Genomic DNA, 21,192 nt, shown 5'->3' with positions numbered 1-21,192 from the left:
GCACGCCCCGGCATCGCAGCCGCCACGCCCCGTCATGACCGATTCCCTGCTCGACATCGCCCGCCTCGGCGGCACCACCATGGGCACCACCTGGAGCGTGTCGCTGGTCGCGCCGCGCCAGCGCGACCTGCACCCGCTGCACGCCGGCATCCAGGCGCGCCTGGATGATGTGGTCGCGCAGATGAGTACGTGGGACGCCGGCTCGGACCTCAGCCGCTACAACAGCGCCGATGCAGGCCAGTGGTGCACCCTGCCTGCCGAAACCCGTCACGTCCTGTCCTGCGCGCAGTCCATCGCTGCCGCCAGCGACGGTGCGTTCGATCCCACCATCGGCCCGCTGGTGGCACTGTGGGGTTTCGGTGCACATGCCGGCGAAAGGCGCCAGCCCGATGCCGCCGCCGTGCAGGCCACGCGCGAGCGCTGCGGTTGGCAGCGGTTGCAATGGCGCGGCGATGCGCTGCTGCAACCCGGCGGACTGGAACTGGATCTCTCTGCGATCGCCAAGGGGTTCGGCGTCGATCACGTGGCCGCGTGGCTGCGCGATCAGGGCATCGCTGCTGCACTGATCGAGGTCGGTGGCGAACTGGCCGGCTACGGCCGCAAGCCCGATGGCCAACGGTGGCGCGTGCTGGTGGAATCTGCGCCGGAAGAAGACGCGCAGGCCAAAACACCACCGCGGGTGCTGGCGCTGGACGGCAAGGCGGTCGCTACCTCCGGCGATCGCTGGCATCACTATCAGGCCGATGGCGAGGCCTACAGCCACAGCCTCGACCCGCGCACCGGCAGGCCGGTACGCCAGGTTGCAGCGGCGGTGACGGTGGTCGCCGACGACGCGATGCATGCTGATGCCTGGGCCACCGCACTCACCGTACTCGGCCGCGAGCACGGCATGGCGCTGGCCGAACGCGAAGGACTGGCCGCACGCTACCTGCATCGCGCAGCGGATGGCCCGCACGAGTTTCTCAGCAGCGCCTTCCAGCGCCTGCTCGACGAGCGGGACGCATGAGCGCACGGCCGTCGCGCGCGCTGCTCGGCAACGCGCTTGTACTGATCCTGCTGGCGCTGATCGGCTGGGCGCTGCTGCGACTGCATCTCGGCGAAGCCTGGTGGCAGGGCGCACCGCCGGCGCGGCAATCGCAGATCGCCATCATCGCCACCGCGCTCTATGCGCTGGTCTGCACCGCACTGTGGTGGCGTGGGCGACCGCGCGACGATGCTGCCTCTGGCGACGTCGCGCCGATCCTGCTGGTCTGGTCCAGCCAGACCGGCTTCGCCCGCGAACTGGCCGAACGCAGTGCCGAGGCATTGCGTGGTGCCGGCGTGCCGGTGCGTGTGCGCGGTCTGCATGAGGTCGACGCCACGTTGCTGGCCGGCAGCCAGCGTGCACTGTTCATCGCCAGTACCACCGGCGAAGGCGACCCGCCCGATCATGCAGTGCCCTTCCTGCGCCATGTGATGGCCCTGCCGTCATCGCTGCAGCATCTTTCGTACGGCGTTCTCGCCCTGGGTGATCGCAGCTACGGTCACTTCTGCGCATTCGGTCACCAGCTCGACGACTGGCTGCGCCAGCACGGCGCACATGCCCTGTTCGACGCCATCGAGGTCGACAACGCCGATCCCGCTGCACTGCGGCACTGGCAGCAACTGCTCGGACAACTTGCCGGTGGCGCCAGCGAACTGCCCGACTGGAGCCCGGCCGAATATCAGCCGTGGACGCTGCTGCAACGCCGGCACCTCAATCCCGGCAGCCAGGGCGGACCGGTGTACTGGCTGCGCCTGCAGGCGCCTGCCATCGACGGCGTGCGCTGGCAGGCCGGCGACATTGCCGAGATCGGCCCGCAGCACGCGCGGCACAGCGCGCGGGCCTGGCTGGAATCACAGGGTTTCGATCCGCAGACGGTGCTCGAGGACGGCCAGACGCTGCTGGCCCGTGTCGAACGCTCGCACCTGCCCTCACTGGTGCCACCGGGTGATCTGCCCGCCCTGCTGGCGGCCCTGCAGCCGCTGCCGCATCGTGAGTACTCCATCGCTTCGGTGATGGAGGATGGTGCGGTGGAACTGCTGGTGCGCCGGCAGGTGCGTGCCGATGGCACGCCCGGCATCGGCAGTGCCTGGCTGTGCGACCACGCCGTCATCGGCGAGCCGGTACAACTGCGCCTGCGCCGCAACGACAACTTCCACGGTGCCGCCGTTGCGGCGCCGCTGCTGCTGATCGGCAATGGCACGGGCATCGCCGGCCTGCGTGCACACCTGCATGAGCGCGCGGCCGTCGGCGCGCACCGCACCTGGCTGCTGTTCGGCGAGCGCTCGGCCGCGCACGACTTCCATTTCGGTGACGAACTGCAGGCGATGCTGGCGGCCGGCACGCTGCAGCGTCTGGATACGGTGTTCAGCCGTGACGGCGGCAGCCACCGCTACGTGCAGGACCGCCTGCTGGCGGAGGCGGCAACGCTGCGGCAATGGGTCGATGAAGGTGCCACGATCCTGGTCTGCGGCAGCCTGCAGGGCATGGCGCCGGCCGTGGATGCGGTCATCGAGCAGGGGCTGGGTACCGACGGCAAGGAGGCCCTGCTGGTGGCCGGCCGTTACCGCCGTGATGTGTATTAGCCCAGGCAGCGCCCAGCGCATGCGCGGATGATGCCCATCGGCGCATGCGAATCATCAGTCCGCGGCGCTCACCCGTATCGCCAGCAGCTCGCCACTGCCCTGCAGCGCATGCCGCTGGCGCTCGCCGGCCGCCAGCCATGCAGTGTCGCCTGCCTGCATCGGCGGCAAGCCACTGTCCTCGGCAAAGCCGGCCTCACCCGCCAGCAGGTGCAGCGCCCAGGCCACGCCTGGCTCGCAGAAGAAGAACATCGACCCCACCAGCGGCCGGTGCAGCAGCTCGGCGTGCAACTGCCCGCGCTTCCACATCAGGTTGAAATCATGGGTGGTGCCATCGACCAGTTCGCCGTGCAGTGCCTCCTCGCCGGCAAAGCGCACGCGACCATGCGGCGGCAGCACCTCCGCCACCCGGCCATCGGCGAAGCGCAGGCGCACACCGTTGCCCTGCAGCAGTACCAGTTCGCGCTCCACGCCCGGAAATGCGGAGAACGCGGCATCCTGCTCGATCTCCGCCACGGACAGGCGCAGGGCCCAGTCGTCCCCGTGCGCCGGCAGCCGCAGGATTTCGCGGGTCCAGCCCAGGCCATTGCGCCAGCGTTCGCGGCGGTAATCCAGGCGGGCAATCACCTGGCTCGGAGTCTTCAGCAGCGCATCGATATCCATGCCTGCATTGCACCACGCCACGTGCAATCGCGCATCAGCGCGTGGCGACCGTACCCTGCGCGCCGCACTGGCCACCCAGCAGCTGCGAATGCTTCAGCCAGTCCTGGTCGGGGTAATAGGCGAACACCATCGTGCCACCACGCAACGCGTCGATCAGCGGCCTGGCCACCGACAGCCGCACCGCCGGACACCCCAGGCTGCGGCCCAGCCGACCCTGCAGCTGGGCGGTCGCCGGATTCACGTAGGGGGCGCCATGGATGACGATCGCACGCTCGCGCGCGCGGTCGTTGAAGCCCGGTTCCAGCCCGGCCAGCCGCAATGAGTAGCCGTTGCCGCCCATGTAGGTTTCCTGCGCGGTGAACACACCGAGGCTGGACATGTAACTGCCGTCGCGATTGGAAAAATGCTCGGTCCGGTTCTCACCACTGTTGCGGCCGTGCGCCACCCATTCCTCGAACAACAGCCGCTGGTGCGCCAGGTCGAACACCCACAGGCGCGGCTCGGTGGAGGGCCGCGAATAGTCGATCACGCTCAGGCGTTCGCCGCTGATGCCCAGCTCCGGTCGCAACAGGGCGCAGCGCATGGCCTGCGCCGCCAGCTGCAGCACATGGCGATCGGCCTTCGGCGCGGTGCGTGCCAGCAGGGCGGCCAGATCCTCGGCACGGGTCGCGATGGCGGGCGTCTGCGCCAACGCGGGTGCGCTGGCCGAGGTTGCCAGCAGGCCAAGCGTGGCCAGCCGGCACAGGCGGGATGCGGTCATGGACGGGACACAGGACTCAGTTGCCTGTGAGAGTGGACCCTGCCGGCTCGGATTCCAAGACCGGCTGCAGGCCGGATTCAGCCGGGCTTGGGCGCACGGCGGGCAGCGAGGTCACCAGCAGCGTCGTGCCCGGCACCAGCACCTGGTACAGCTGGCGGGCGAAATCGGCCGGCAGCGCCAGTGGCAGCGACGGCGTGGCCAACAGGTCCGGGGTCGCCTGCGCACGGTCCTGGCCCAGCAACGGATAGGCCGTCCATTGATGCAGGCGCTGCTTCGCATCGAGCGGGCTGGGAACATCGCTGTAGCCCTGCCCCATCACGAACAGCGTGGTGCCCTGGAAGGCTGGCAGCGCATCGGCTTTCAGCGGCGATTCGCCGATCATCACGCCGTCGCGCAGGACGTACAGCCGCTGGTCGTGCAGGCTGACCAGGATGCCGACCTGCCCGGCCGGCGCCGCGCTGTCGTTCCACCAGGCCGCCGCCACACTGCCGTCGCCGGTTTCGGGCAGGGCCTCGCCGCGCGCGTTGACCGGCGCCAGTACGGCGGGATAGGCCAGCGTCATCGGCGCGCTCTTGGCATCGGCCACCACCACCGTATCGCCGCGCCGGGTCTCGCTGAACAGCTTCTGCGCGAACGCCTGGGGCAGCCGTACGCAGCCATGCGAGGCCGGATGCCCCGGCAGGCTGCCGCCATGCAGGGCGATGCCGTCCCAGGTCAGCCGCTGCATGTACGGCATCGGTGCGCTGTTATAGAGGTTGGAGCGGTGGTCCTTGTCTTTCTGCAGGATCGTGAACACCCCGGTCGGCGTCTCGTGTCCCGCCTTGCCCGAACTGATCGTGGTCAGCCCGATGGCGATCCCGTTGCGATACACGTAGGCGCGCTGCTCGTCCAGACTGACGACCAGCACGATCGGGCCGGCCGGGGAAATCTCCGGATGCCAGAGGAATTCGCCCGGCTTGAGATCAGTAGGCCCGCGTTCGGCGGCCACCGGCCCGGACGGGTCGGTCGAGTGCGAAGACGGCGGCCCGGCCTGCACGGTCAGCGGCAGTGCCAGGACAAGGGAGAGCATCAGGGACGGACGGTGCAGACGCATCCAGCGGAGGTTCCATTCCATGCGAAGCGGTCACCGTACACCATCGCGCCGTAGCGAACGCGCCAAAAGAGAATGCCCGGCGACACAACCCTGTGTCGTACCGGGCAATCGTCACGTCCTTGTCGGCCTGCTGCCTCCCCCGCGCGTCCTGCGAGGTGGGGGTGGCGTTGCATCCTGCACGCGGCCGCGTCTGTCCTGCTTGTATCTCAGCCCCTTCCACAGGTCTGTGATGCCACCATCCTGGTGATTGGTGCCGCCTCCTGCGACGGTCGGTGAACACAGCCTCCCTGGCGGTGCCCGGTGGACCGGCCTCCTGCGGGTCCCGACGATTCCTGTTGTCAACGCCTTGGTACGGTCCGCACCGGTACCGATCCGGGTACCGGATCCGCGGGCAACAGCCTGTCGCCTACGGTGATCCGCTGTCGATTCCGTTCGACGATCACTGTCCCTATCCCCTTCACCTGCGTCAGATCCTCGACGCGCTTGAAGGGCCCGTGTCTGCGCCGGTGCTCGACGATCGCCGCAGCCTTCCTGGCTCCGACCATCGTCAATCCCTGCTGCAGCGCCTGGACATCGGCCCGGTTGATGTCGATCGGTTCGGCGGCATGCGCCCCTGCGATCCCCATTGCCAGTACCAGTGCCCTCAACACGACTAACCAAGGCACGACGTATAACTCCTTGTGGTTCTGGCCGCCCCGACCGGCAATCCCGTCGGTAGGAACAGTGTCCGTCACCACATACACACAGACTATCGGTTTCGTGGATTTCTAAAAGCCAGCCAAATACCCGACGTGATGTAGGAAAAACCCTACCCCCGGCGCAGGCGTAGAATGGCTGGATCAGCCATGCAACCGGAGTTTCAGATGGACAGCGCCAAGCTCGGCCAATTCGTGAATGACAAGTGGGACAGCGAAATCGTCCCGCAGTTGGTCGACTACATCCGCATTCCCAACAAGTCGCCGATGTTCGACGCCAATTGGGTGCAGAACGGCTACATGGAACAGGCGGTCACCCTGATGGAGACCTGGGCCAAGGCACAGGAGCTGCCGGGCCTGAAGGTCGAAGTGGTCCGCCTGGAAGGCCGTACCCCGCTGATTCTTCTGGAAATTCCCGCCACCGGCAGTGAAACCGGCGACGACACCATCCTGCTCTACGGGCACCTGGACAAGCAGCCGGAAATGACCGGCTGGGACGACGACCTGGGCCCGTGGACCCCGGTCCTGCGTGGCGACAAGCTCTATGGCCGCGGCGGCGCCGACGATGGCTACGCGATCTTCGGTTCGCTGGCCGCCGTGCTGGCCCTGCAGGCCCAGGGCCTGCCGCACGCGCGCTGCGTGGTCCTGATCGAAGCCTGTGAAGAGTCCGGCAGTTACGACCTGCCCGCCTACGTGGACCATCTGGCCGACCGCATCGGCAAGCCGTCGCTGGTGGTCTGCCTGGATTCGGGCTGCGCCAACTACGACCAGCTGTGGTGCACCACGTCGCTGCGCGGTCTCACCGGGGGCAACTTCACCGTCAAGGTGCTCAACGAAGGCGTGCATTCCGGCGATGCCTCCGGCGTGGTGCCGTCCAGCTTCCGCCTGCTACGCCAGCTGCTGTCGCGCATCGAGGACCAGGACACCGGCCGCATCCTGATCGACGGCATGAACGTGGAAATCCCGGCCGAGCGCCAGGAACAGGCCAAGCGTGCCGCCGAAGTGGTCGATACGGCCATCTTCGAGAAGTTCCCGCTGGTCGATGGCCTGCGCCCGATGAACGAAGACCTCACCGAGCTGGTGCTCAACCGCACCTGGCGCCCGGCGTTGTCGGTCACCGGAATCGGCGGCATGCCGCCGCTGGAATCGGCCGGCAACGTGCTGCGCCCGCAGACCTCGGTGAAGCTGTCGCTGCGCCTGCCGCCCACCGCCGATGGCAAGACCTGCGGCGAGCTGCTGAAAGAAGCGCTGCTGCGCGATCCGCCGAACGGTGCGCAGGTCACCCTGGATCTGGAAAAGGCCTCCACCGGCTGGAATGCCCCGGCCATGGCGCCGTGGCTGACCAAGGCCATCGACGAAGCCAGCCAGACCTTCTTCGGCAAGCCGGCGATGTATATGGGCGAAGGCGGCTCGATTCCGTTCATGGGCATGCTGGGCGAGAAGTTCCCCGGTGCCCAGTTCATGATCACCGGCGTGCTTGGCCCGCACTCGAACGCGCACGGCCCGAACGAGTTCCTGCACATTCCGATGGGCAAGAAGGTCACCGCCTGCGTGTCCAAGGTGATCAGCGAGCACTACGCCGCCAGCCTGCGTGGCGAGACCAGTGGTTCGCCGGTGGCCGCCGACAGCGGCACGCGCCATGGCGACCACGGCTGCTGCTGATCCGGCACACCGTGACGGACGCAGCCCGGCCTTGCTAGGCTGCGTTCTTCTCAAGCGGAACGCACACGCATGAATGGTCTGTTCGGCAGCAGCAGCTGGCTGTACATCCTGCTGGTCGGCTTCTTCGTCGGCCTGCTCGGGCGCTTCTTCATGCCGGGCAACAACCGCATGGGCTGCCTGCTGACCATCGTGCTGGGCATCCTCGGTGCCCTGCTGGCCGGCTGGTTTGGTCAGTACATGGGCTGGTACGCCCCAGGCGAACCGGCTGGATTCCTCGGTGCCGTGGTCGGCGCGGTGGCCGTGCTGGCGATCCTGCGCCTGTTCAGCGGTCGCCGCTGAAACGGCCCCACCTTTCCCTCCTGTCCCCGACGTCGGCGCGCCCCGCGCGCCCGGATATGCCCGCATGACCGAACCCGCCTCCGATCCCCAGCGCAGCGCGCAGCGACTGCAGTGGGCCCGTATCCAGCTTGGCGATGCACAGGCCGTGGTTGAACGTGCCTCGGTCGATGCGGGCATGCGCAGCTACTGGCGCGTCACCGGTACACGCGGCAGCCACATCGTGATGGATGCTCCGCCGGGACTGGAAGACCCCCGCCCCTGGCTGCGCATGCGCGGCCTGCTGCACGACCATGGCCTGCGTGTGCCGGCCCTGCTTGCGCAGGATCTGGACGCCGGCTTCCTGCTGCTGGAGGATCTCGGCGGTCCGACCCTGGCGAGAATCCTCGACGAGCGCAACGCCGATGAATGGTTCGGCCGCGCCATCGATCAGCTGCTGCGCCTGCAGGCGATCCCGGTGCCGGCCGACTTCGGCCAGTTCGGCGAAGCCTTGCTGCAGCGCGATGCCGGCCTGTTCGACGAATGGTTCCTGCAGCGCCATCTCAACCTGCAGCTGGACTGCGGCGAGGTCGAGGGCCTGCAGCTGGTCCATCGCCGGTTGATGGACAACGCACTGGGCCAGGCGCAGCTGATGACCCACCGCGACTACATGCCCCGCAATCTGATGCCCGTTGCCGACGGTCCGGCCGTGCTGGATTTCCAGGACCTGGTGCGGGGCCCGATCGCCTACGATGCCGTGAGCCTGTTCAAGGACGCGTTCCTGAGCTGGCCGCTGCAGCGCGTGGACGAGTGGCTCGCGCAGTACCACGCGCGCGCGCACGCTGCGGGCCTGCCGGTGCCCGACCGTGCGACCTTCCTGCGTGACGCGGACTGGATGGGCATCCAGCGCCACGTGAAGATCCTGGGCCTGTTCTGCCGCCTGCGTTACCGCGACAACAAGGGTCATTACCTGGACGATGCGCCGCGCTTCATCACCTATCTGGACGAAGTACTGCCGCGCTACCGCGAGCTGGCCCCCCTGCGGCAGCTGCTGGACACACGCATCAAGCCGGCGCTGGCCGAGCTCGGCACACCGATGCGCGTGGCCCGATGAAGGCGCTGATCTTCGCCGCCGGCCTGGGCGAACGCATGCGCCCGCTGACCCTGCACACACCCAAGCCGCTGCTCGCAGTGGCCGGCAAGCCGCTGATCGTCTGGCACCTGGAGCGCCTGGCCGCCTGCGGCGTGCGCGATATCGTGGTCAATACCGCGTGGCTGGCGGAACAATTCCCGGCGATGCTCGGCGATGGCAGCCGATGGGGTGTGCGCCTGCACTTCATGCATGAAGGCGATACCCCGCTGGAGACCGGCGGAGGCATTCTCAATGCTCTGCCGGCACTGGGTGAGGATCCGTTCCTGGTGGTCAACGGCGACATCTGGACCGATTTCGATTTCGCCACACTACCGCGCGAGCCGCGGGGCCAGGCGCATCTGGTGCTGGTCGACAACCCCACGCAGCATCCGCACGGTGATTACCGGCTGGACACGCAGGGCCTGCTGCACCATGACCGCGAAGGACCGTGCCTGACCTATGCCGGCATCGGCGTGTACCGCCCTTCAATCGTGGCCGACTGGCGCACGGTGATTGGTGATGCGCCGGGCAGCGAGCGGCTGCCGCCGAAGTTCTCGGTGGTGCCACTGCAGAAGCACTTCATGGCGCAGGGGTTGATGACGGGGCAGCACCATCGCGGGCGCTGGACCGACGTCGGCACGGTGGATCGCCTGCGTGCGCTGGATGTTGAGTTGGCGGCGAACGGCTGAGCCCCTCGTGGTTGGTCGCTCCAATCAAAGCCGTGCCTGGCCGGGCGGGGTGGATTCGCGGGGGACGCCGTGAACCCATCCATGGGGGCTTGGCCGCGAACCCACCCCGCCCGGCCTCTGGCAGTTTCCGTACGCGTCCAGCCACGGAAGAAAGAAAGAAAAGCAGAAGCAGGTCGCTTCGCTCACGAAGCGAAAGCGCATCCACGCGTAGCGTGGATCTACCGTGTCGACCAAGGTCGACACCCACCAACAACAGTGCAGTACGCAGTCCCGGCAGATTGCGGGAACCTGCTTGCGCCGTCCCCCGCAACCTGAGCCCCCCCGCCTCCCCTGAGGAAGCCAGCGTTTGACGTTGACGTTGCTCCGGCTTCGGCACTGGCTTCGGCGGGTGCAGGGCGGCAGCCCTGCAAAACAAACCCCAACCTCAGTAGCGAGGGCGGCCTTCTTCCAGCACCTGGCGCAGGAACGGCACGGTGATCCGACGCTTGGCCGCCAGCGATTCGCGGTCGAGCCAGTCCAGCAACGTGATCAGCCCGCCCAGCTCGCGCCCGGTGTGCGACAGCAGCCACTCGATCGCGGCCTCGTCGATGGCCAGCCCCCGTCGCAGCGCGCGCTCGCGCAGCACCGCCGCGCGTCCTTCCTCGTCCAGCGGCTGCAACAGCACCCGCACGCACTGGCCCAGCCGCGAGCGCAGGTCCGGCAGCACCAGTCCGAGTTCGGCCGGCGCCTTCTGCGCCGTGTAGAGCACGGTCACGCCGGCAGCGCGCGCACGGTTATGGAAATCGAACAGGGCAATCTCGTCCTCGCGGTTGCCGGCAATCTCGTCCAGTCCGTCCAGCGCGACCAGCTCGCGCGCCTCCAGCCCCTCCAGCGCTGCACGCACACGGCCGGCCGCACTGGCCAGCGGCACATAGGTCGGCAGCCGCCCGGCCTGCTCGGCGCTGGAACACATCGCCAGCGCCTGATGCGTCTTGCCCGTGCCTGCCGCGCCTTCCAGGTAGACCCAGTCGTGGCTGGCACCGACCGCGATCGCGCGCAGCTGCGCCAGCGCACCATCCGGTGCGCCGATGAAGGTCTCCAGGCGCTGGTCCCGCGGGTAGTGCAGGGCCAGCGGCAATTGCGGCACACCCATCACTTCAGGTCGGGGCCCTTGTCGTTCGTGTCGAGGATGATGTGGGGCGGCTCGACCACACCGTCAAGCACGATCGCCGATTTCTCACCCGCGTAAAGATCGCTCTGCCGATAGCGCTGGTGCGCATAGCGCAGCAGCACGTTGGACACGGCAGCCACCGGCAGCGCCAGCAGCATGCCGAGGAAGCCGAACAGCTGGCCGCCTGCCATCACCGCGAAGATCACCGCCACCGGATGCAGGCCGATCTTGTCGCCGACGATGCGCGGCGTCAGTACATAACTCTCCAGCAACTGGCCGACCGTGAACACCACGCCGACCAGTATCAGCAGTTTCAGGTCGAAGCCCTGCGCCTGCACCAGCGCGGCGATGATCGCCATCAGGATGCCGGTGGTCGCGCCCAGGTACGGAATGAAGCTGATCAGGCCCGCGATCATGCCGATCAGCAGCCCCAGCTTCAGCCCCACCAGCGACAGGCCGCCGGCATAGATCACGCCTAGTGCCAGCATCACCAGGAACTGGCCGCGGATGAAGGCCCCCAGCACCTCGTTGGATTCGCGCGCCAGCGCCGTGATGGTGCCGATGTGGTTGCGCGGAATGACCGAGGCGACCCGCTCCACCAGCTTGTCCCAGTCGCGCAGGAAGTAGAACGCCAGGATCGGCAGCAGCAGGATGTTGACCACCCAGGTCACCATCGTGAAGCCCGAGCGCGAGACATATCCCATGAAGGTCTTGGCGAAGCCGCCCGCCTGCTGCCAATGGCTGCGCACCCATTCGATCAGGCGATCCGGGTCCAGCCACTGCATCACCTCCAGGCCGGTCTTCTGCTCGAACCACGGAATGCCGGTCTGCATCAGCCAGGCCTGCGCCTGGGGCACGGCCGCCACCAGGGTGGTGATCTGCTTTTCGATCATCGGCACCAGCACCAGCAGCGCGGCGACGATCACCAGCACCATGGCCACGAACACCAGCACCACGCCGGTCATGCGCGAGCGCCCGGTGGCCTCGATGCGGTCCACCAGCGGATCACCCAGCCAGGCCAGCGCCAGCGCCAGCACGAACGGCGTCAGGATCGGCGCCAGCAGCCACACGATCCAGCCGATCAGGCCGGCAAGCAGGATGTATTTGACCCGGCGCAGGAACTGCGCGATTTCAGCTTCCGGCGTCAGGGTCATCGCAGTCGGTACTCGTTGCTGACCGGCGCCTGCACCGGCACGCCGGTGGTGTCATCGATCGGTGTCGGAAGGGCAGGCAGCGGGGCGTTTGGAACCAGCACGCCGCTGTCACCCAGCATGCGGTTGAAGCCGGCCAGGCCGGTGGTCATTTCCACGGTCAGCTCCAGCCGGCCCGCGCTGGCGTGCAGCGGAGTGACATTGCGCACCACCGGCACGTCGCGCAGGCCTGCGGCCAGTCGCAGGTAGTCATCGGCACTGTTGATGCCGGTGACCACCACCCGGTAGCTGCCCGCCTGGCCGGTGGCCACACCGGCCTTGGCATAACGCTTGACCAGCGCATCGGCCGCGCCATCGGCGCCCGCGGCCATCGCGCGCATGGCGTTGGCATCCTTGCTGGTCCATCTGTTCAGTTCACGGCCATCGTCGACGAACACCCAGTCCGCCTGCCAGCCGCCATTGGCACGGTAGAGCTTGCCGATCAGCTGCATCGGCGGCGAGTAGCGCGAAGAGGCGCGGGCCACGGCGGCGCTGTCCTGGCGCCAGATGGCACCGGCCAGCGCCTGTTCGGCAGCGCCCCCACTGGGCAGGCCCAGCTTGTAGCCGCGCTCGATGGCGCGGTTCAGCAGCGGGCGCGCGGCATTGGCCTGCTGCACGCTGACCAGGCGCGGGCCGCTGCCGTCATCGACGGCCAGCCACAGCACCGGCTTCGGTCGGGGCTGCGGCCACAGCGGCAGGCCCAGCGCGGCGACCAGCGAATCGACGTCATCCTCGCGGAAACGGGCCACCAGCAGGGTCCGGAAACTGGGCGCACCGCTGGCGCTGACGCTCTGGTCCTGCTTGTAGTCGTAGCTGGCCACGTAATCCTTGGCATTGCGCAGGGCCTGCACCACGCCGGGCCGGGACATCACGCTGCGGTCGCCCGACAGCTTGCCCAGCACTACGCTCAGGGCGCGTGCCAGCCCGCCATTGCGGTCGGCCTCGGCCTGGCTGTTGACCGGCACTTCGGCCTCGTAGGCCCCACTGGCGGTGGCGACATCCCCCTCGGTGCGCAGGCCGCTCTGGGCCATCGTGGCCACCGGCAGGCTCAACGCAAGAAGCAGGGTGAGAATCAGGCTGCGGCGCATCAGGACATCCATTGGCTCGACGTATCCGGGGGGAATTGTTGCCCGAATACGGCCTGTGCGCCAATGCGGCCTGTTAAAATCGCCCGTTCAACCCCTGCCAGCGCCGACGCCCGTGACCAACACCCCGTCTTCCGCCCCCTCCCCCCTCACCTACCGTGACGCGGGCGTCGACATCGACGCCGGCAACGAGCTGGTCGAGCGGATCAAGCCCCTGGTCAAGCGCAGCTTCCGTCCGGAAGTGATGGGCGGCCTGGGCGGTTTCGGCGCCCTGTTCGACCTGTCCAACAAGTACCGCGAACCGGTGCTGGTGTCGGGTACCGACGGTGTCGGCACCAAGCTGAAGCTGGCCCACCAGCTGAACCGCCACGATACGATCGGCATCGATCTGGTCGCGATGTGCGTGAACGACGTGCTGGTGCAGGGCGCCGAGCCGCTGTTCTTCCTGGACTACTTCGCCACCGGCAAGCTGGACGTGGATACCGCCGCGGCGGTCGTGGGCGGCATCGCCAACGGCTGCACCGAGGCCGGCTGCGCACTGATCGGCGGCGAGACCGCTGAAATGCCCGACATGTATGCCCCGGGCGAGTACGATCTGGCCGGCTTCACCGTGGCCGCGGTGGAAAAGAGCGAACTGAAGGATGGCGCCAGCGTGGCGGCCGGCGATGTGCTGATCGGCATCGCCTCGTCCGGCCCGCACTCCAACGGCTACTCGCTGGTCCGCCGCATCTACGACCGCGCCGGGCGTCCGGCCGATCTTGAGCTGGAAGGCGGCGTGAAGCTGGTCGACGCGCTGATGGCACCGACCCGGTTGTACGTCAAGCCGATCCTGTCGCTGCTGAAGTCGCACGGCGATGCCATCCATGGCATGGCCCACATCACCGGTGGCGGACTGACCGAGAACATCATCCGGGTGGTCCCGGACGGCCTCGGCCTGGACATCCAGGCGGCCTCGTGGACGCTGCCGCCGGTGTTCCAGTGGCTTCAGAAGGAAGGCGCGGTCGCCGACAGCGAAATGTGGCGCACCTTCAACTGCGGCATCGGCTTCGTGCTGATCGTCGCGCCGGACCAGGTCGAGGCGGTGTCCGCCGCGGTCACCGCCCAGGGCCTGGATCACTGGACCATCGGCCAGGTCGTCACCACCGAAGGCGCCGAGCGCGTCCGCATCGCCTGACCCCTGCAGAGGAGCCCGCATGGACGCAATGCCCCCATCCCCTTCGAACCCGGTGCCGCCGCCGCTGCTGACGGCACCCGTATTCGGCCCGCAGGACGCCAGCCATCTGCGGGCGCTGTCCATCGGCCACTACGTGGTTGGTGCGCTCATCGCACTGTTCTCGCTGATCTTCATCATCCACATCGTGCTGGGCGTGAGCGCCCTGACCGGGGCATTGCCGCTGAGCTCGGAGGGGCAGCCCTCATCGCCCGCCGAGCAGCGGATGTTCGGCTGGATGTTCACCATCATCGGCAGCGTGATCGTGGTGGGCGGCGTCACCCTGGGGGCCTTCGTCGCCTACGCCGGGCGCTGCCTGGCGCAGCGCCGCCGTTACGTGCTGTGCCTGGTGGTCGCGGGCCTGTCCTGCCTGTTCACCCCGGTGGGCACGGTGCTGGGGGTGTTCACCCTGATCGCCCTGCTCCGCCCCCAGGTGAAAGCCGTGTTCGACACTCCGTCGGCAAGCGTTTGAGCCGCCTGGGTTGCCGGTAATGAACGCACCCCGCCGCATCGCCGTGCTCGCCTCCGGGCGCGGCAGCAACCTGCAGGCCATCCTGGATGCCATCGCATCGGGCCGCCTGCCGGCCGACGTAGTGGGCGTGTTCTCCGACCGCCCCGATGCCGCGGCCCTGCAGCGGGTCGATCCTTCCCGGCGCTGGGCGCATGCACCGAAGGAATTCAGCGATCGTGCCGCCTACGAGCTGGCCCTGGGCGACGCGGTTGCCGCCTCCGCCCCGGACTGGATCGTCTGCGCCGGCTACATGCGCATTCTCGGCGCTGGCTTCGTGCAGCGCTTCAACGGTCGCCTGGTCAACATCCACCCGTCGCTGCTGCCGCTGTACAAGGGCCTGCATACGCACGCCCGGGCGCTGGAAGCCGGCGATGCCGAGCATGGCGCAAGCGTGCATCTGGTAGTGCCGGAGCTGGACGCGGGTACGGTGCTGGCGCAGGCGCGCGTGCCGGTGCTGGCAGGCGACGATGCACAGACCCTTGCCGAGCGCGTGCTGGCGGTGGAACACCCGCTGCTGATCGCCAGCCTGCAGCTGCTGTGCGATGGCCGGCTGGCTGAACGGGAAGGACAGGCGATCCTCGACGGTCACCCCCTGTTTAGGCCGCTGGCCCTAGATTCCGCCGGAAACCTGAACCGATAACGTTCTGCACACGCCCCGCTGACTGCGGGGCTGGCATCCTGCCCCACTCCTGCGGCCCCTGTCCCCCATGAAGACCACGACGCTGCTGTGCACGCCCCTGCTGTTGTCGCTTGCCGTGTTGCCTGGCGTGGGCTGGGGCCAGGCACAGCCCTCTGCCGACCCGGCAGCTCCGTCGCAGGCCCCGGCCGCACCGGCCGTGCCCATGCTGCCCGCGCTGGCCTGGGAACCGCCGCCGCTGCAACCGTTCACCGCTACCTACCAGGCCTTCTACAAGGGCAAGGAAGCCGGCGATGCCACCATGCAGGTCACCCATACCGGCGGCAACCAGTGGCGGGTGGACATGCAGGTGGTGGGCCGCCGCGGCTTTGCCAGTGTGCTCGGCCTGAACATCGAGCAGAGCACGGTGTTCGAGGAGCGCGGCGGCGTCTATGCGCCGCTGAGCCAGAGCACGGTGCGCAAGGGCCTGTTCCTGGGCAAGAAGGCCGTCGGCACCTATAACTGGCAGGCCGGCACCGCGCAGTGGACCGGCGATGTGAAAAAGGATCGCGCGCAGCCCATTCCGCTGCAGGCCGGCGATCAGAGCGCCCTGCTGATCAACCTGGCGATCATGCGTGATGCCCGCCCGGGCGTGGCCATGCACTACCGCTACGTCGACATGGGCAAGGTGCGCCAGCACGACTACCAGGCCGCGCCGCAGACCGAGAACGTCGAGGTCGGCGACCTGTCCTACAACGCGCTGCGGGTATACCGCAGCAACGGCGGCAACAACGAAACCATTCTCTGGATCGCCAACGGTGTCCCCACCCCGGTGCGCATCCTGCAACGCGAAGATGGCGAAGACCGCGTCGATCTCCGCCTGATCGAATACCAAGGAGTCTGAGCATGAACACCCTGTCCCGCCCCCTGACGTGGATCGCCGCTGCCACCCTGTCGATGGCCAGCCTGCCGGCGATGGCCCTGGAGCCGTTCAAGGCCGACTATCTGGCCAGCTACATGGGCATGCAGGCCAACGGCACCATGACGCTGGCCAGTGAAGGCAGCAACAAGTGGCGCTACAGCCTGCAGGTGAAAAACCAGCTGGCCGACCTGAGCCAGAGCACCGTGTTCGAGGAAGTGCGCGGCCAGCTGCGTCCGCTCAGCAGCCAGGACCGCTCGGCGCTGCTGGTGAAGAAGCGCAACGTGCAGGCCAACTACAACTGGACCAGCAACCAGGCCACCTGGACCGGCGACATCAAGCCGGACCGCGCCGGACCGATCGCCCTGAAGGCCGGCGACATGGATGCGCTGCTGATCAATCTGGCCATCGCCCGCGACCTGGCAGCCGGCAAGCCGTTGACCTACCGCATGGTCGACGAGGGCCGGATCAAGAACATGACCTACCGTGTGATCGGCAAGGAATCGATCACCGTGGGCGGCAAGAGCTACGAGGCGACCAAGGTGTCGCGTGCCGATGGCAACAAGGAGCTGATCGCCTGGATCGTGCCGGAGTTTCCGGTGCCGGCGCGCATGCTGCAGCGGGAAAGCGGCCGCGACGCGCTGGACCTGACCATCCGATCGATGAACTGAGTGCCGGGGGTCGGATCCCATCCCCTCGGGGATGGGCTCTGACCCCGGCCCCGCACAAGGAAAACGCCCGCTTGCGCGGGCGTTTTTCATTTCTTCTCTTCGGCCGGTTTGAACTCGGTGCGGCAGTCCACCCGGATCTGCTCACCGCTTCCGCGCCAGACGAACGTGCGGCAATGGCGGTTGCCTTCCTGGCTGTCGTTCACCGACACGGCATAGAACGACTGGATGATCTCGTCACGCGATACCGTGCCGTCACCGTTCCAGTCCATGTCCTTCTGCTCGATGCCGCGGGTGATGGCGATATCGGCGTACCAGGCATATCCCAGCCACGCCAGCACGATCAGCACCAGCGCCAGCAGCGCCTTGCGACGCGGGCTGAATTTTCCGCGAAGGATCATGGCACGCGCCGGATGGTGGCACCGAGCGAAGACAGCTTCTCTTCGATGTTCTCGTAGCCGCGATCGAGGTGGTAGATGCGATCGATGGTGGTATCGCCGCTGGCCATCAGGCCGGCCAGGATCAGCGATGCCGATGCACGCAGGTCGGTGGCCATGACCGGCGCGCCGCTCAGGTGCTCGCTGCCACGCACGATCGCGGTATGGCCTTCGACCTGGATGTCCGCGCCCAGGCGCAGCAGCTCGTTGACGTGCATGAAACGGTTCTCGAAGATCGTTTCGTTGATCACGCCGACGCCGTCGGCCACGCAGTTGAGCGCCATGAACTGCGCCTGCATGTCGGTCGGGAATGCCGGATACGGCGCGGTGGTCAGGTTCACCGCCTTCGGCCGCTTGCCCTGCATGTCCAGGGTGATGCTGTCCTCGGTGGTCTCGATCCGGGCACCCGCCTCGACCAGCTTGGACAGCACCGCGTCCATGGTGTTCGGACGTGCACGGTTGACCGTGACCTTGCCGCCGGTCATCGCGGCGGCCACCAGGAAGGTGCCGGTCTCGATGCGGTCGGGCAGCACTTCATGACGGCCACCGGAGAGGCGCTCCACGCCTTCGATCACCAGGCGGGCGGTGCCGAGGCCTTCGATCTTCGCACCCAGAGCGATCAGGCAATGGGCCAGATCGGTCACCTCCGGCTCCATCGCGCAGTTGTCGAGGATGGTGGTGCCTTCGGCCAGCACCGCGCCCATCAGCACGTTCTCGGTCCCGGTCACGCTCACCATGTCGAAGGTGAAGTGGCCACCCTTCAAGCGCTTGGCCGAAGCCTTGATGAATCCGTTCTCGACCACGATGTCGGCACCAAGCGCCTGCAGGCCCTTGATGTGCTGGTCGACCGGACGCGAGCCGATGGCACAGCCACCGGGCAGCGACACTTCGGCCGCACCGAAACGGGCCAGCAGCGGACCCAGCACCAGGATCGACGCACGCATGGTCTTGACCAGTTCGTACGGCGCCACATGCTGGTTCACCGCACGCGGGTCGACCACGATCGCGCTGCCGCGCGACAGCGTGCCCTGGTCGATGGTGACCTTGGCGCCCAGTTCGCCCAGCAGCTTCACCGTGGTGACCACATCGTGCAGGTGGGGCACGTTGGTGATCTCCACCGGCTCATCGGCCAGCAGGGTCGCGCAGAGGATGGGGAGGACGGCGTTCTTGGCGCCGGAGATGCTCACTTCACCGTGCAGCGCAGCGCCGCCGGTCACAACGATCTTGGCCATGGGGTTCGGGATCTTCTGCGGTTCAGCCGGCTTCGGCCGGGGTCACGGTTTTCAGCGCCAGCGCGTGGATCGCGCCGCCCATCAGGTCGCCCAGCGTGGCATAGACCATGCGGTGGCGGGCCAGCGGCATCTTGCCGGCAAAGGCGTCGCAGACCACGGTCGCTTCGAAATGCACGCCATCGTCGCCCCGCACATCGGCGCGGGCGCCAGGCAGGCCGGTTTCGATCAGGTTGCGGATGGTGTCGGCGTCCAACGGGCTTTCCTAATAAAATGAACCCTCATTCTACTTCCGCTGCGTGGCGTCCGCATGGCCGAGTCCCTCCCGCCCCCCCGTTCCGTCGAGCCGGCCGCCCTGGTGGCCAGCGGCCGCCGCGTGTTCGAGATCGAGCAGCAGGCACTGCAGGCGGTCGCCGAGCGCCTGGGCGAGCCGTTCCAGAAGGCCTGCCAGGTGATCCTGGGCAGCCGCGGGCGGGTGGTCGCCACCGGCATGGGCAAGTCAGGCCATGTGGCGCGCAAGATCGCCGCAACCCTGGCGTCCACCGGTACCCCGGCGTTCTACGTGCACCCGGGCGAGGCCGGCCATGGCGACCTGGGCATGATCACCGAAGCCGACGTGGTGCTGGCCCTGTCCTATTCGGGCGAATCGGACGAAGTGCTGATGCTGCTGCCCGTGCTCAAGCGCCAGGGCAACGTGCTGATCTCCATGACCGGCCGCCCGCAGTCCAGCCTGGCGACCGCCGCCGACGTCCACCTGGACGTCAGCGTGCCGGCCGAGGCCTGCCCGCTGGCGCTGGCTCCGACCTCGAGCACCACCGCCTCGCTGGCGATGGGCGACGCGCTGGCGGTGGCCCTGCTGGATGCGCGCGGCTTCACCGCTGACGATTTCGCCCGCTCGCATCCGGCCGGCAGCCTTGGCCGTCGCCTGCTGCTGCATATCACCGACGTCATGCATACCGGTGCCGATCTGCCCAAGGTCGATGCCGGCGCCAGCCTCAGCGAGGCCCTGGTGGAGATGAGCCGCAAGCGCCTGGGCATGACCGCCGTGGTCGATGCCGAGGGCGTGCTGATCGGCCTGTTCACTGACGGTGACCTGCGCCGGGCACTGGACAGTGCGCTGGACGTGCGCACGGCAAAGATCGCCGATGTGATGACGCGCAACCCCCGCACCATCGGAGCCGACCAGTTGGCGGTGGAGGCCGCCCGCCAGATGGAAACCCAGCAGATCAACGGCCTGATCGTGGTCGATGACCAGGGCCGCGCCGTCGGCGCCCTGAACATTCATGACCTGTTGCGGGCCCGGGTGGTTTAACCGACAGTCCGTAGACCCCATTCAGTCTGTAACCCCACACCTGCCCTGATCGAGTTCAACGTCCTGATGCCCTGGTCCCCCCTGTCCGCCTTCCCCGCCCACCTGCATGCCGCTGCGGCGCGGATCCGCATGGCCTGCTTCGACGTGGACGGCACCCTCACCGACGGTCGGCTGTACTACGACCAGGACGGCAACGAGAGCAAGGCGTATTTCGTGCAGGATGGCCTGGGCCTGAAACTGCTGCAGCAGCACGGCATCCACCCCGTGCTGATCACCGCGCGCAACAGCCAGTCCGCGCTCAGGCGCGGTGCCGATCTCGGCATTGATACCCACATCGCCGTGGGCGACAAGCTGGCCAGCGTGCAGGCTCTGTGTGCCCAGCGCGGCATCGGCCTGGAACAGGTCGCCTTCCTTGGCGATGACCTGCCGGATCTGGCGCCCCTGGGTGCGGTCGGCCTGGCCGTGGCGCCGGCCAATGCCCATCCGTGGATCGCCGAACGCGTGCACTGGCAGACCCGTTCCGAAGGCGGGCGCGGCGCGGCGCGTGAGCTGTGCGACGTTCTGCTGGCCGCGCAGGGTCATGTCGCGTCGGTCCTGGCGAGGTATGGCGCATGAACGCACCGACCGTGAACTGGCGCACCGTGCTCGGCATCGGCCTGCTGCTGGCGGCCCTGCTCAGCAGCTGGGCCGCGCTGCGCAACCGCGACAAGGGCCCGGCCCAGAGCGGCCAGGAAGTCGGCGTGGATTACATCCTGCACGACTTCCAGATCGTCGCCCTGGACGAGCAGGGCAAGGAATCGACCACCCTGCGCGCGCCGCGGCTGGAGCGGCAGCGCGGCGACCAGACCATCAACATCGCCACGCCACTGTTCGAGATGCCCGACAAGGACGGCAGGCACTGGACACTGCGCGCGGAGACCGGCTGGCTGAGCGCCAAGGGTGACGAACTGAAGCTGCGCGGCAAGGTGGCGGGTGACAGTCCGGCTGCCCCCGGCGTCGTGCCGACCACCTTCCGCACCGACCACCTGGACGTGTTCCCCAAGGAGAGCCGGGCCCGGACCGACGCCCTGGTGACCATGACCCGCCCCGGCATGGAGCAGTCCGGCGTCGGGTTCGAGGTGGATTCGAAGAACAACACGTATCATTTCCTCAGCCAGTCCAAGGGTCGCTACACGCCCAGACGCTGATTCCGCCGCCCGGCCCGCGACGTCCCTGGACAGGCGCGGCGCCGGCAGCCCCCACCCGCTGCTGC

Annotated in this window: 24 protein-coding genes; 14 read left to right on the top strand and 10 right to left on the bottom strand. The window is 67.9% G+C overall.

The window, feature by feature from the left end; genetic code table 11:
* Nucleotides 1–34 precede the first annotated feature (34 nt).
* Nucleotides 35–1,006, top strand: a complete 972-nt coding sequence (locus ACX9OW_RS19940) for an FAD:protein FMN transferase (protein ID WP_459062727.1) — start codon at nt 35–37, stop codon at nt 1,004–1,006.
* Entirely contained in the window at nt 1,003–2,607 is a 1,605-nt protein-coding gene (locus ACX9OW_RS19935) for a sulfite reductase subunit alpha (protein ID WP_459062726.1), read from the top strand. Before ACX9OW_RS19940 ends, ACX9OW_RS19935 begins: the two co-directional genes overlap by 4 nt.
* Before the next feature lie 54 nt (nt 2,608–2,661).
* Here ACX9OW_RS19935 and ACX9OW_RS19930 read toward each other — a convergent pair whose 3' ends face one another.
* The 4 genes from ACX9OW_RS19930 to ACX9OW_RS19915 all read right to left on the bottom strand — a co-directional run bounded on the left by ACX9OW_RS19930 (nt 2,662) and on the right by ACX9OW_RS19915 (nt 5,785).
* On the bottom strand, nt 2,662–3,267 hold the full coding sequence (locus ACX9OW_RS19930) for a HutD/Ves family protein (protein ID WP_253118901.1): 606 nt from the start codon (nt 3,265–3,267) through the stop codon (nt 2,662–2,664).
* Between the two features lie 34 nt (nt 3,268–3,301).
* Nucleotides 3,302–4,027: a murein L,D-transpeptidase catalytic domain family protein gene (locus tag ACX9OW_RS19925; RefSeq protein WP_053516633.1), complete on the bottom strand. Its 726-nt coding sequence runs from the start codon at nt 4,025–4,027 to the stop codon at nt 3,302–3,304.
* A gap of 16 nt (nt 4,028–4,043) precedes the next feature.
* A complete protein-coding gene (locus ACX9OW_RS19920) occupies nt 4,044–5,120 on the bottom strand; it encodes a L,D-transpeptidase (protein WP_111185995.1) in 1,077 nt (358 codons plus the stop codon).
* A gap of 338 nt (nt 5,121–5,458) precedes the next feature.
* Nucleotides 5,459–5,785, bottom strand: coding sequence for a ComEA family DNA-binding protein (locus ACX9OW_RS19915; protein ID WP_229765793.1), 327 nt, complete (start codon nt 5,783–5,785; stop codon nt 5,459–5,461).
* A 198-nt stretch (nt 5,786–5,983) separates the two neighbouring features.
* Here ACX9OW_RS19915 and ACX9OW_RS19910 point away from each other — a divergent pair, with 198 nt between their 5' ends.
* The 4 genes from ACX9OW_RS19910 (at nt 5,984) to murU (ending at nt 9,613) form a co-directional block, all read left to right on the top strand.
* Nucleotides 5,984–7,477 carry a M20 family metallopeptidase gene (locus ACX9OW_RS19910; RefSeq protein ID WP_053516630.1) on the top strand — a complete coding sequence of 498 codons (1,494 nt, stop codon included), beginning with the start codon at nt 5,984–5,986 and terminating at the stop codon, nt 7,475–7,477.
* 69 nt (nt 7,478–7,546) lie between these two features.
* On the top strand, nt 7,547–7,816 hold the full coding sequence (locus ACX9OW_RS19905; RefSeq protein WP_053516629.1) for a GlsB/YeaQ/YmgE family stress response membrane protein: 270 nt from the start codon (nt 7,547–7,549) through the stop codon (nt 7,814–7,816).
* A gap of 64 nt (nt 7,817–7,880) precedes the next feature.
* Nucleotides 7,881–8,906, top strand: coding sequence for an aminoglycoside phosphotransferase family protein (locus ACX9OW_RS19900; protein ID WP_459062725.1), 1,026 nt, complete (start codon nt 7,881–7,883; stop codon nt 8,904–8,906).
* Nucleotides 8,903–9,613 (top strand): N-acetylmuramate alpha-1-phosphate uridylyltransferase MurU, encoded by a 711-nt coding sequence (gene murU, locus ACX9OW_RS19895; protein WP_053516627.1) that lies wholly within the window; start codon nt 8,903–8,905, stop codon nt 9,611–9,613. Before ACX9OW_RS19900 ends, murU begins: the two co-directional genes overlap by 4 nt.
* 424 nt (nt 9,614–10,037) lie before the next feature.
* Here murU and hda read toward each other — a convergent pair whose 3' ends face one another.
* From hda to ACX9OW_RS19880, 3 genes are read right to left on the bottom strand one after another with little or no spacing between them, the layout of a single operon-like run.
* Nucleotides 10,038–10,745, bottom strand: a complete 708-nt coding sequence (gene hda, locus ACX9OW_RS19890) for a DnaA regulatory inactivator Hda (RefSeq protein WP_065182429.1) — start codon at nt 10,743–10,745, stop codon at nt 10,038–10,040.
* Nucleotides 10,745–11,917 carry an AI-2E family transporter gene (locus ACX9OW_RS19885; protein ID WP_065174539.1) on the bottom strand — a complete coding sequence of 391 codons (1,173 nt, stop codon included), beginning with the start codon at nt 11,915–11,917 and terminating at the stop codon, nt 10,745–10,747. Before ACX9OW_RS19885 ends, hda begins: the two co-directional genes overlap by 1 nt.
* The gene (locus ACX9OW_RS19880; protein ID WP_227255408.1) at nt 11,914–13,041 is read right to left on the bottom strand and encodes a DUF2066 domain-containing protein; all 1,128 of its coding nucleotides are present in this window, start codon (nt 13,039–13,041) and stop codon (nt 11,914–11,916) included. Before ACX9OW_RS19880 ends, ACX9OW_RS19885 begins: the two co-directional genes overlap by 4 nt.
* A 112-nt stretch (nt 13,042–13,153) precedes the next feature.
* On the opposite strand from ACX9OW_RS19880, the gene purM reads away from it, so the two are divergent.
* From purM to ACX9OW_RS19855, 5 genes are all read left to right on the top strand, one after another.
* On the top strand, nt 13,154–14,212 hold the full coding sequence (gene purM, locus ACX9OW_RS19875) for a phosphoribosylformylglycinamidine cyclo-ligase (protein ID WP_053519430.1): 1,059 nt from the start codon (nt 13,154–13,156) through the stop codon (nt 14,210–14,212).
* A 19-nt stretch (nt 14,213–14,231) separates the two neighbouring features.
* Nucleotides 14,232–14,720, top strand: coding sequence for a hypothetical protein (locus tag ACX9OW_RS19870; protein WP_053519429.1), 489 nt, complete (start codon nt 14,232–14,234; stop codon nt 14,718–14,720).
* Nucleotides 14,721–14,739: 19 nt separating this feature from the next.
* Nucleotides 14,740–15,399 (top strand): phosphoribosylglycinamide formyltransferase, encoded by a 660-nt coding sequence (gene purN / locus ACX9OW_RS19865; protein WP_445393800.1) that lies wholly within the window; start codon nt 14,740–14,742, stop codon nt 15,397–15,399.
* Nucleotides 15,400–15,466: 67 nt separating this feature from the next.
* A complete protein-coding gene (locus tag ACX9OW_RS19860) occupies nt 15,467–16,279 on the top strand; it encodes a DUF3108 domain-containing protein (protein ID WP_065174536.1) in 813 nt (270 codons plus the stop codon).
* Between the two features lie 2 nt (nt 16,280–16,281).
* Nucleotides 16,282–16,965 carry a DUF3108 domain-containing protein gene (locus tag ACX9OW_RS19855; protein ID WP_053519426.1) on the top strand — a complete coding sequence of 228 codons (684 nt, stop codon included), beginning with the start codon at nt 16,282–16,284 and terminating at the stop codon, nt 16,963–16,965.
* 86 nt (nt 16,966–17,051) lie between these two features.
* On the opposite strand, the gene ACX9OW_RS19850 is transcribed toward ACX9OW_RS19855, so the two are convergent.
* From ACX9OW_RS19850 to ACX9OW_RS19840, 3 genes are read right to left on the bottom strand one after another with little or no spacing between them, the layout of a single operon-like run.
* Complete coding sequence (locus ACX9OW_RS19850) at nt 17,052–17,363, bottom strand: hypothetical protein (protein WP_053519425.1); 312 nt, start codon at nt 17,361–17,363, stop codon at nt 17,052–17,054.
* The gene (murA, locus tag ACX9OW_RS19845; RefSeq protein ID WP_053519424.1) at nt 17,360–18,631 is read right to left on the bottom strand and encodes a UDP-N-acetylglucosamine 1-carboxyvinyltransferase; all 1,272 of its coding nucleotides are present in this window, start codon (nt 18,629–18,631) and stop codon (nt 17,360–17,362) included. The genes ACX9OW_RS19850 and murA overlap by 4 nt, the downstream gene beginning before the upstream one ends.
* Nucleotides 18,632–18,653: 22 nt before the next feature.
* On the bottom strand, nt 18,654–18,884 hold the full coding sequence (locus ACX9OW_RS19840; RefSeq protein ID WP_053519423.1) for a BolA family protein: 231 nt from the start codon (nt 18,882–18,884) through the stop codon (nt 18,654–18,656).
* A gap of 54 nt (nt 18,885–18,938) precedes the next feature.
* Between ACX9OW_RS19840 and ACX9OW_RS19835 the strand changes: the two genes are divergently transcribed.
* The 3 genes from ACX9OW_RS19835 (at nt 18,939) to lptC (ending at nt 21,127) form a co-directional block, all read left to right on the top strand.
* Nucleotides 18,939–19,940 carry a KpsF/GutQ family sugar-phosphate isomerase gene (locus ACX9OW_RS19835; RefSeq protein WP_065174535.1) on the top strand — a complete coding sequence of 334 codons (1,002 nt, stop codon included), beginning with the start codon at nt 18,939–18,941 and terminating at the stop codon, nt 19,938–19,940.
* Nucleotides 19,941–20,006: 66 nt separating this feature from the next.
* A complete protein-coding gene (locus ACX9OW_RS19830; RefSeq protein WP_459062724.1) occupies nt 20,007–20,555 on the top strand; it encodes a KdsC family phosphatase in 549 nt (182 codons plus the stop codon).
* Entirely contained in the window at nt 20,552–21,127 is a 576-nt protein-coding gene (gene lptC, locus ACX9OW_RS19825; protein ID WP_053519420.1) for an LPS export ABC transporter periplasmic protein LptC, read from the top strand. Before ACX9OW_RS19830 ends, lptC begins: the two co-directional genes overlap by 4 nt.
* Nucleotides 21,128–21,192: the final 65 nt, after the last annotated feature.

This window comes from Stenotrophomonas genospecies 5 (assembly GCF_054473825.1).
The sequence above is the reverse complement of the archived record's forward strand: the minus strand, read 5'-3'. Positions and strand labels throughout refer to the sequence as shown.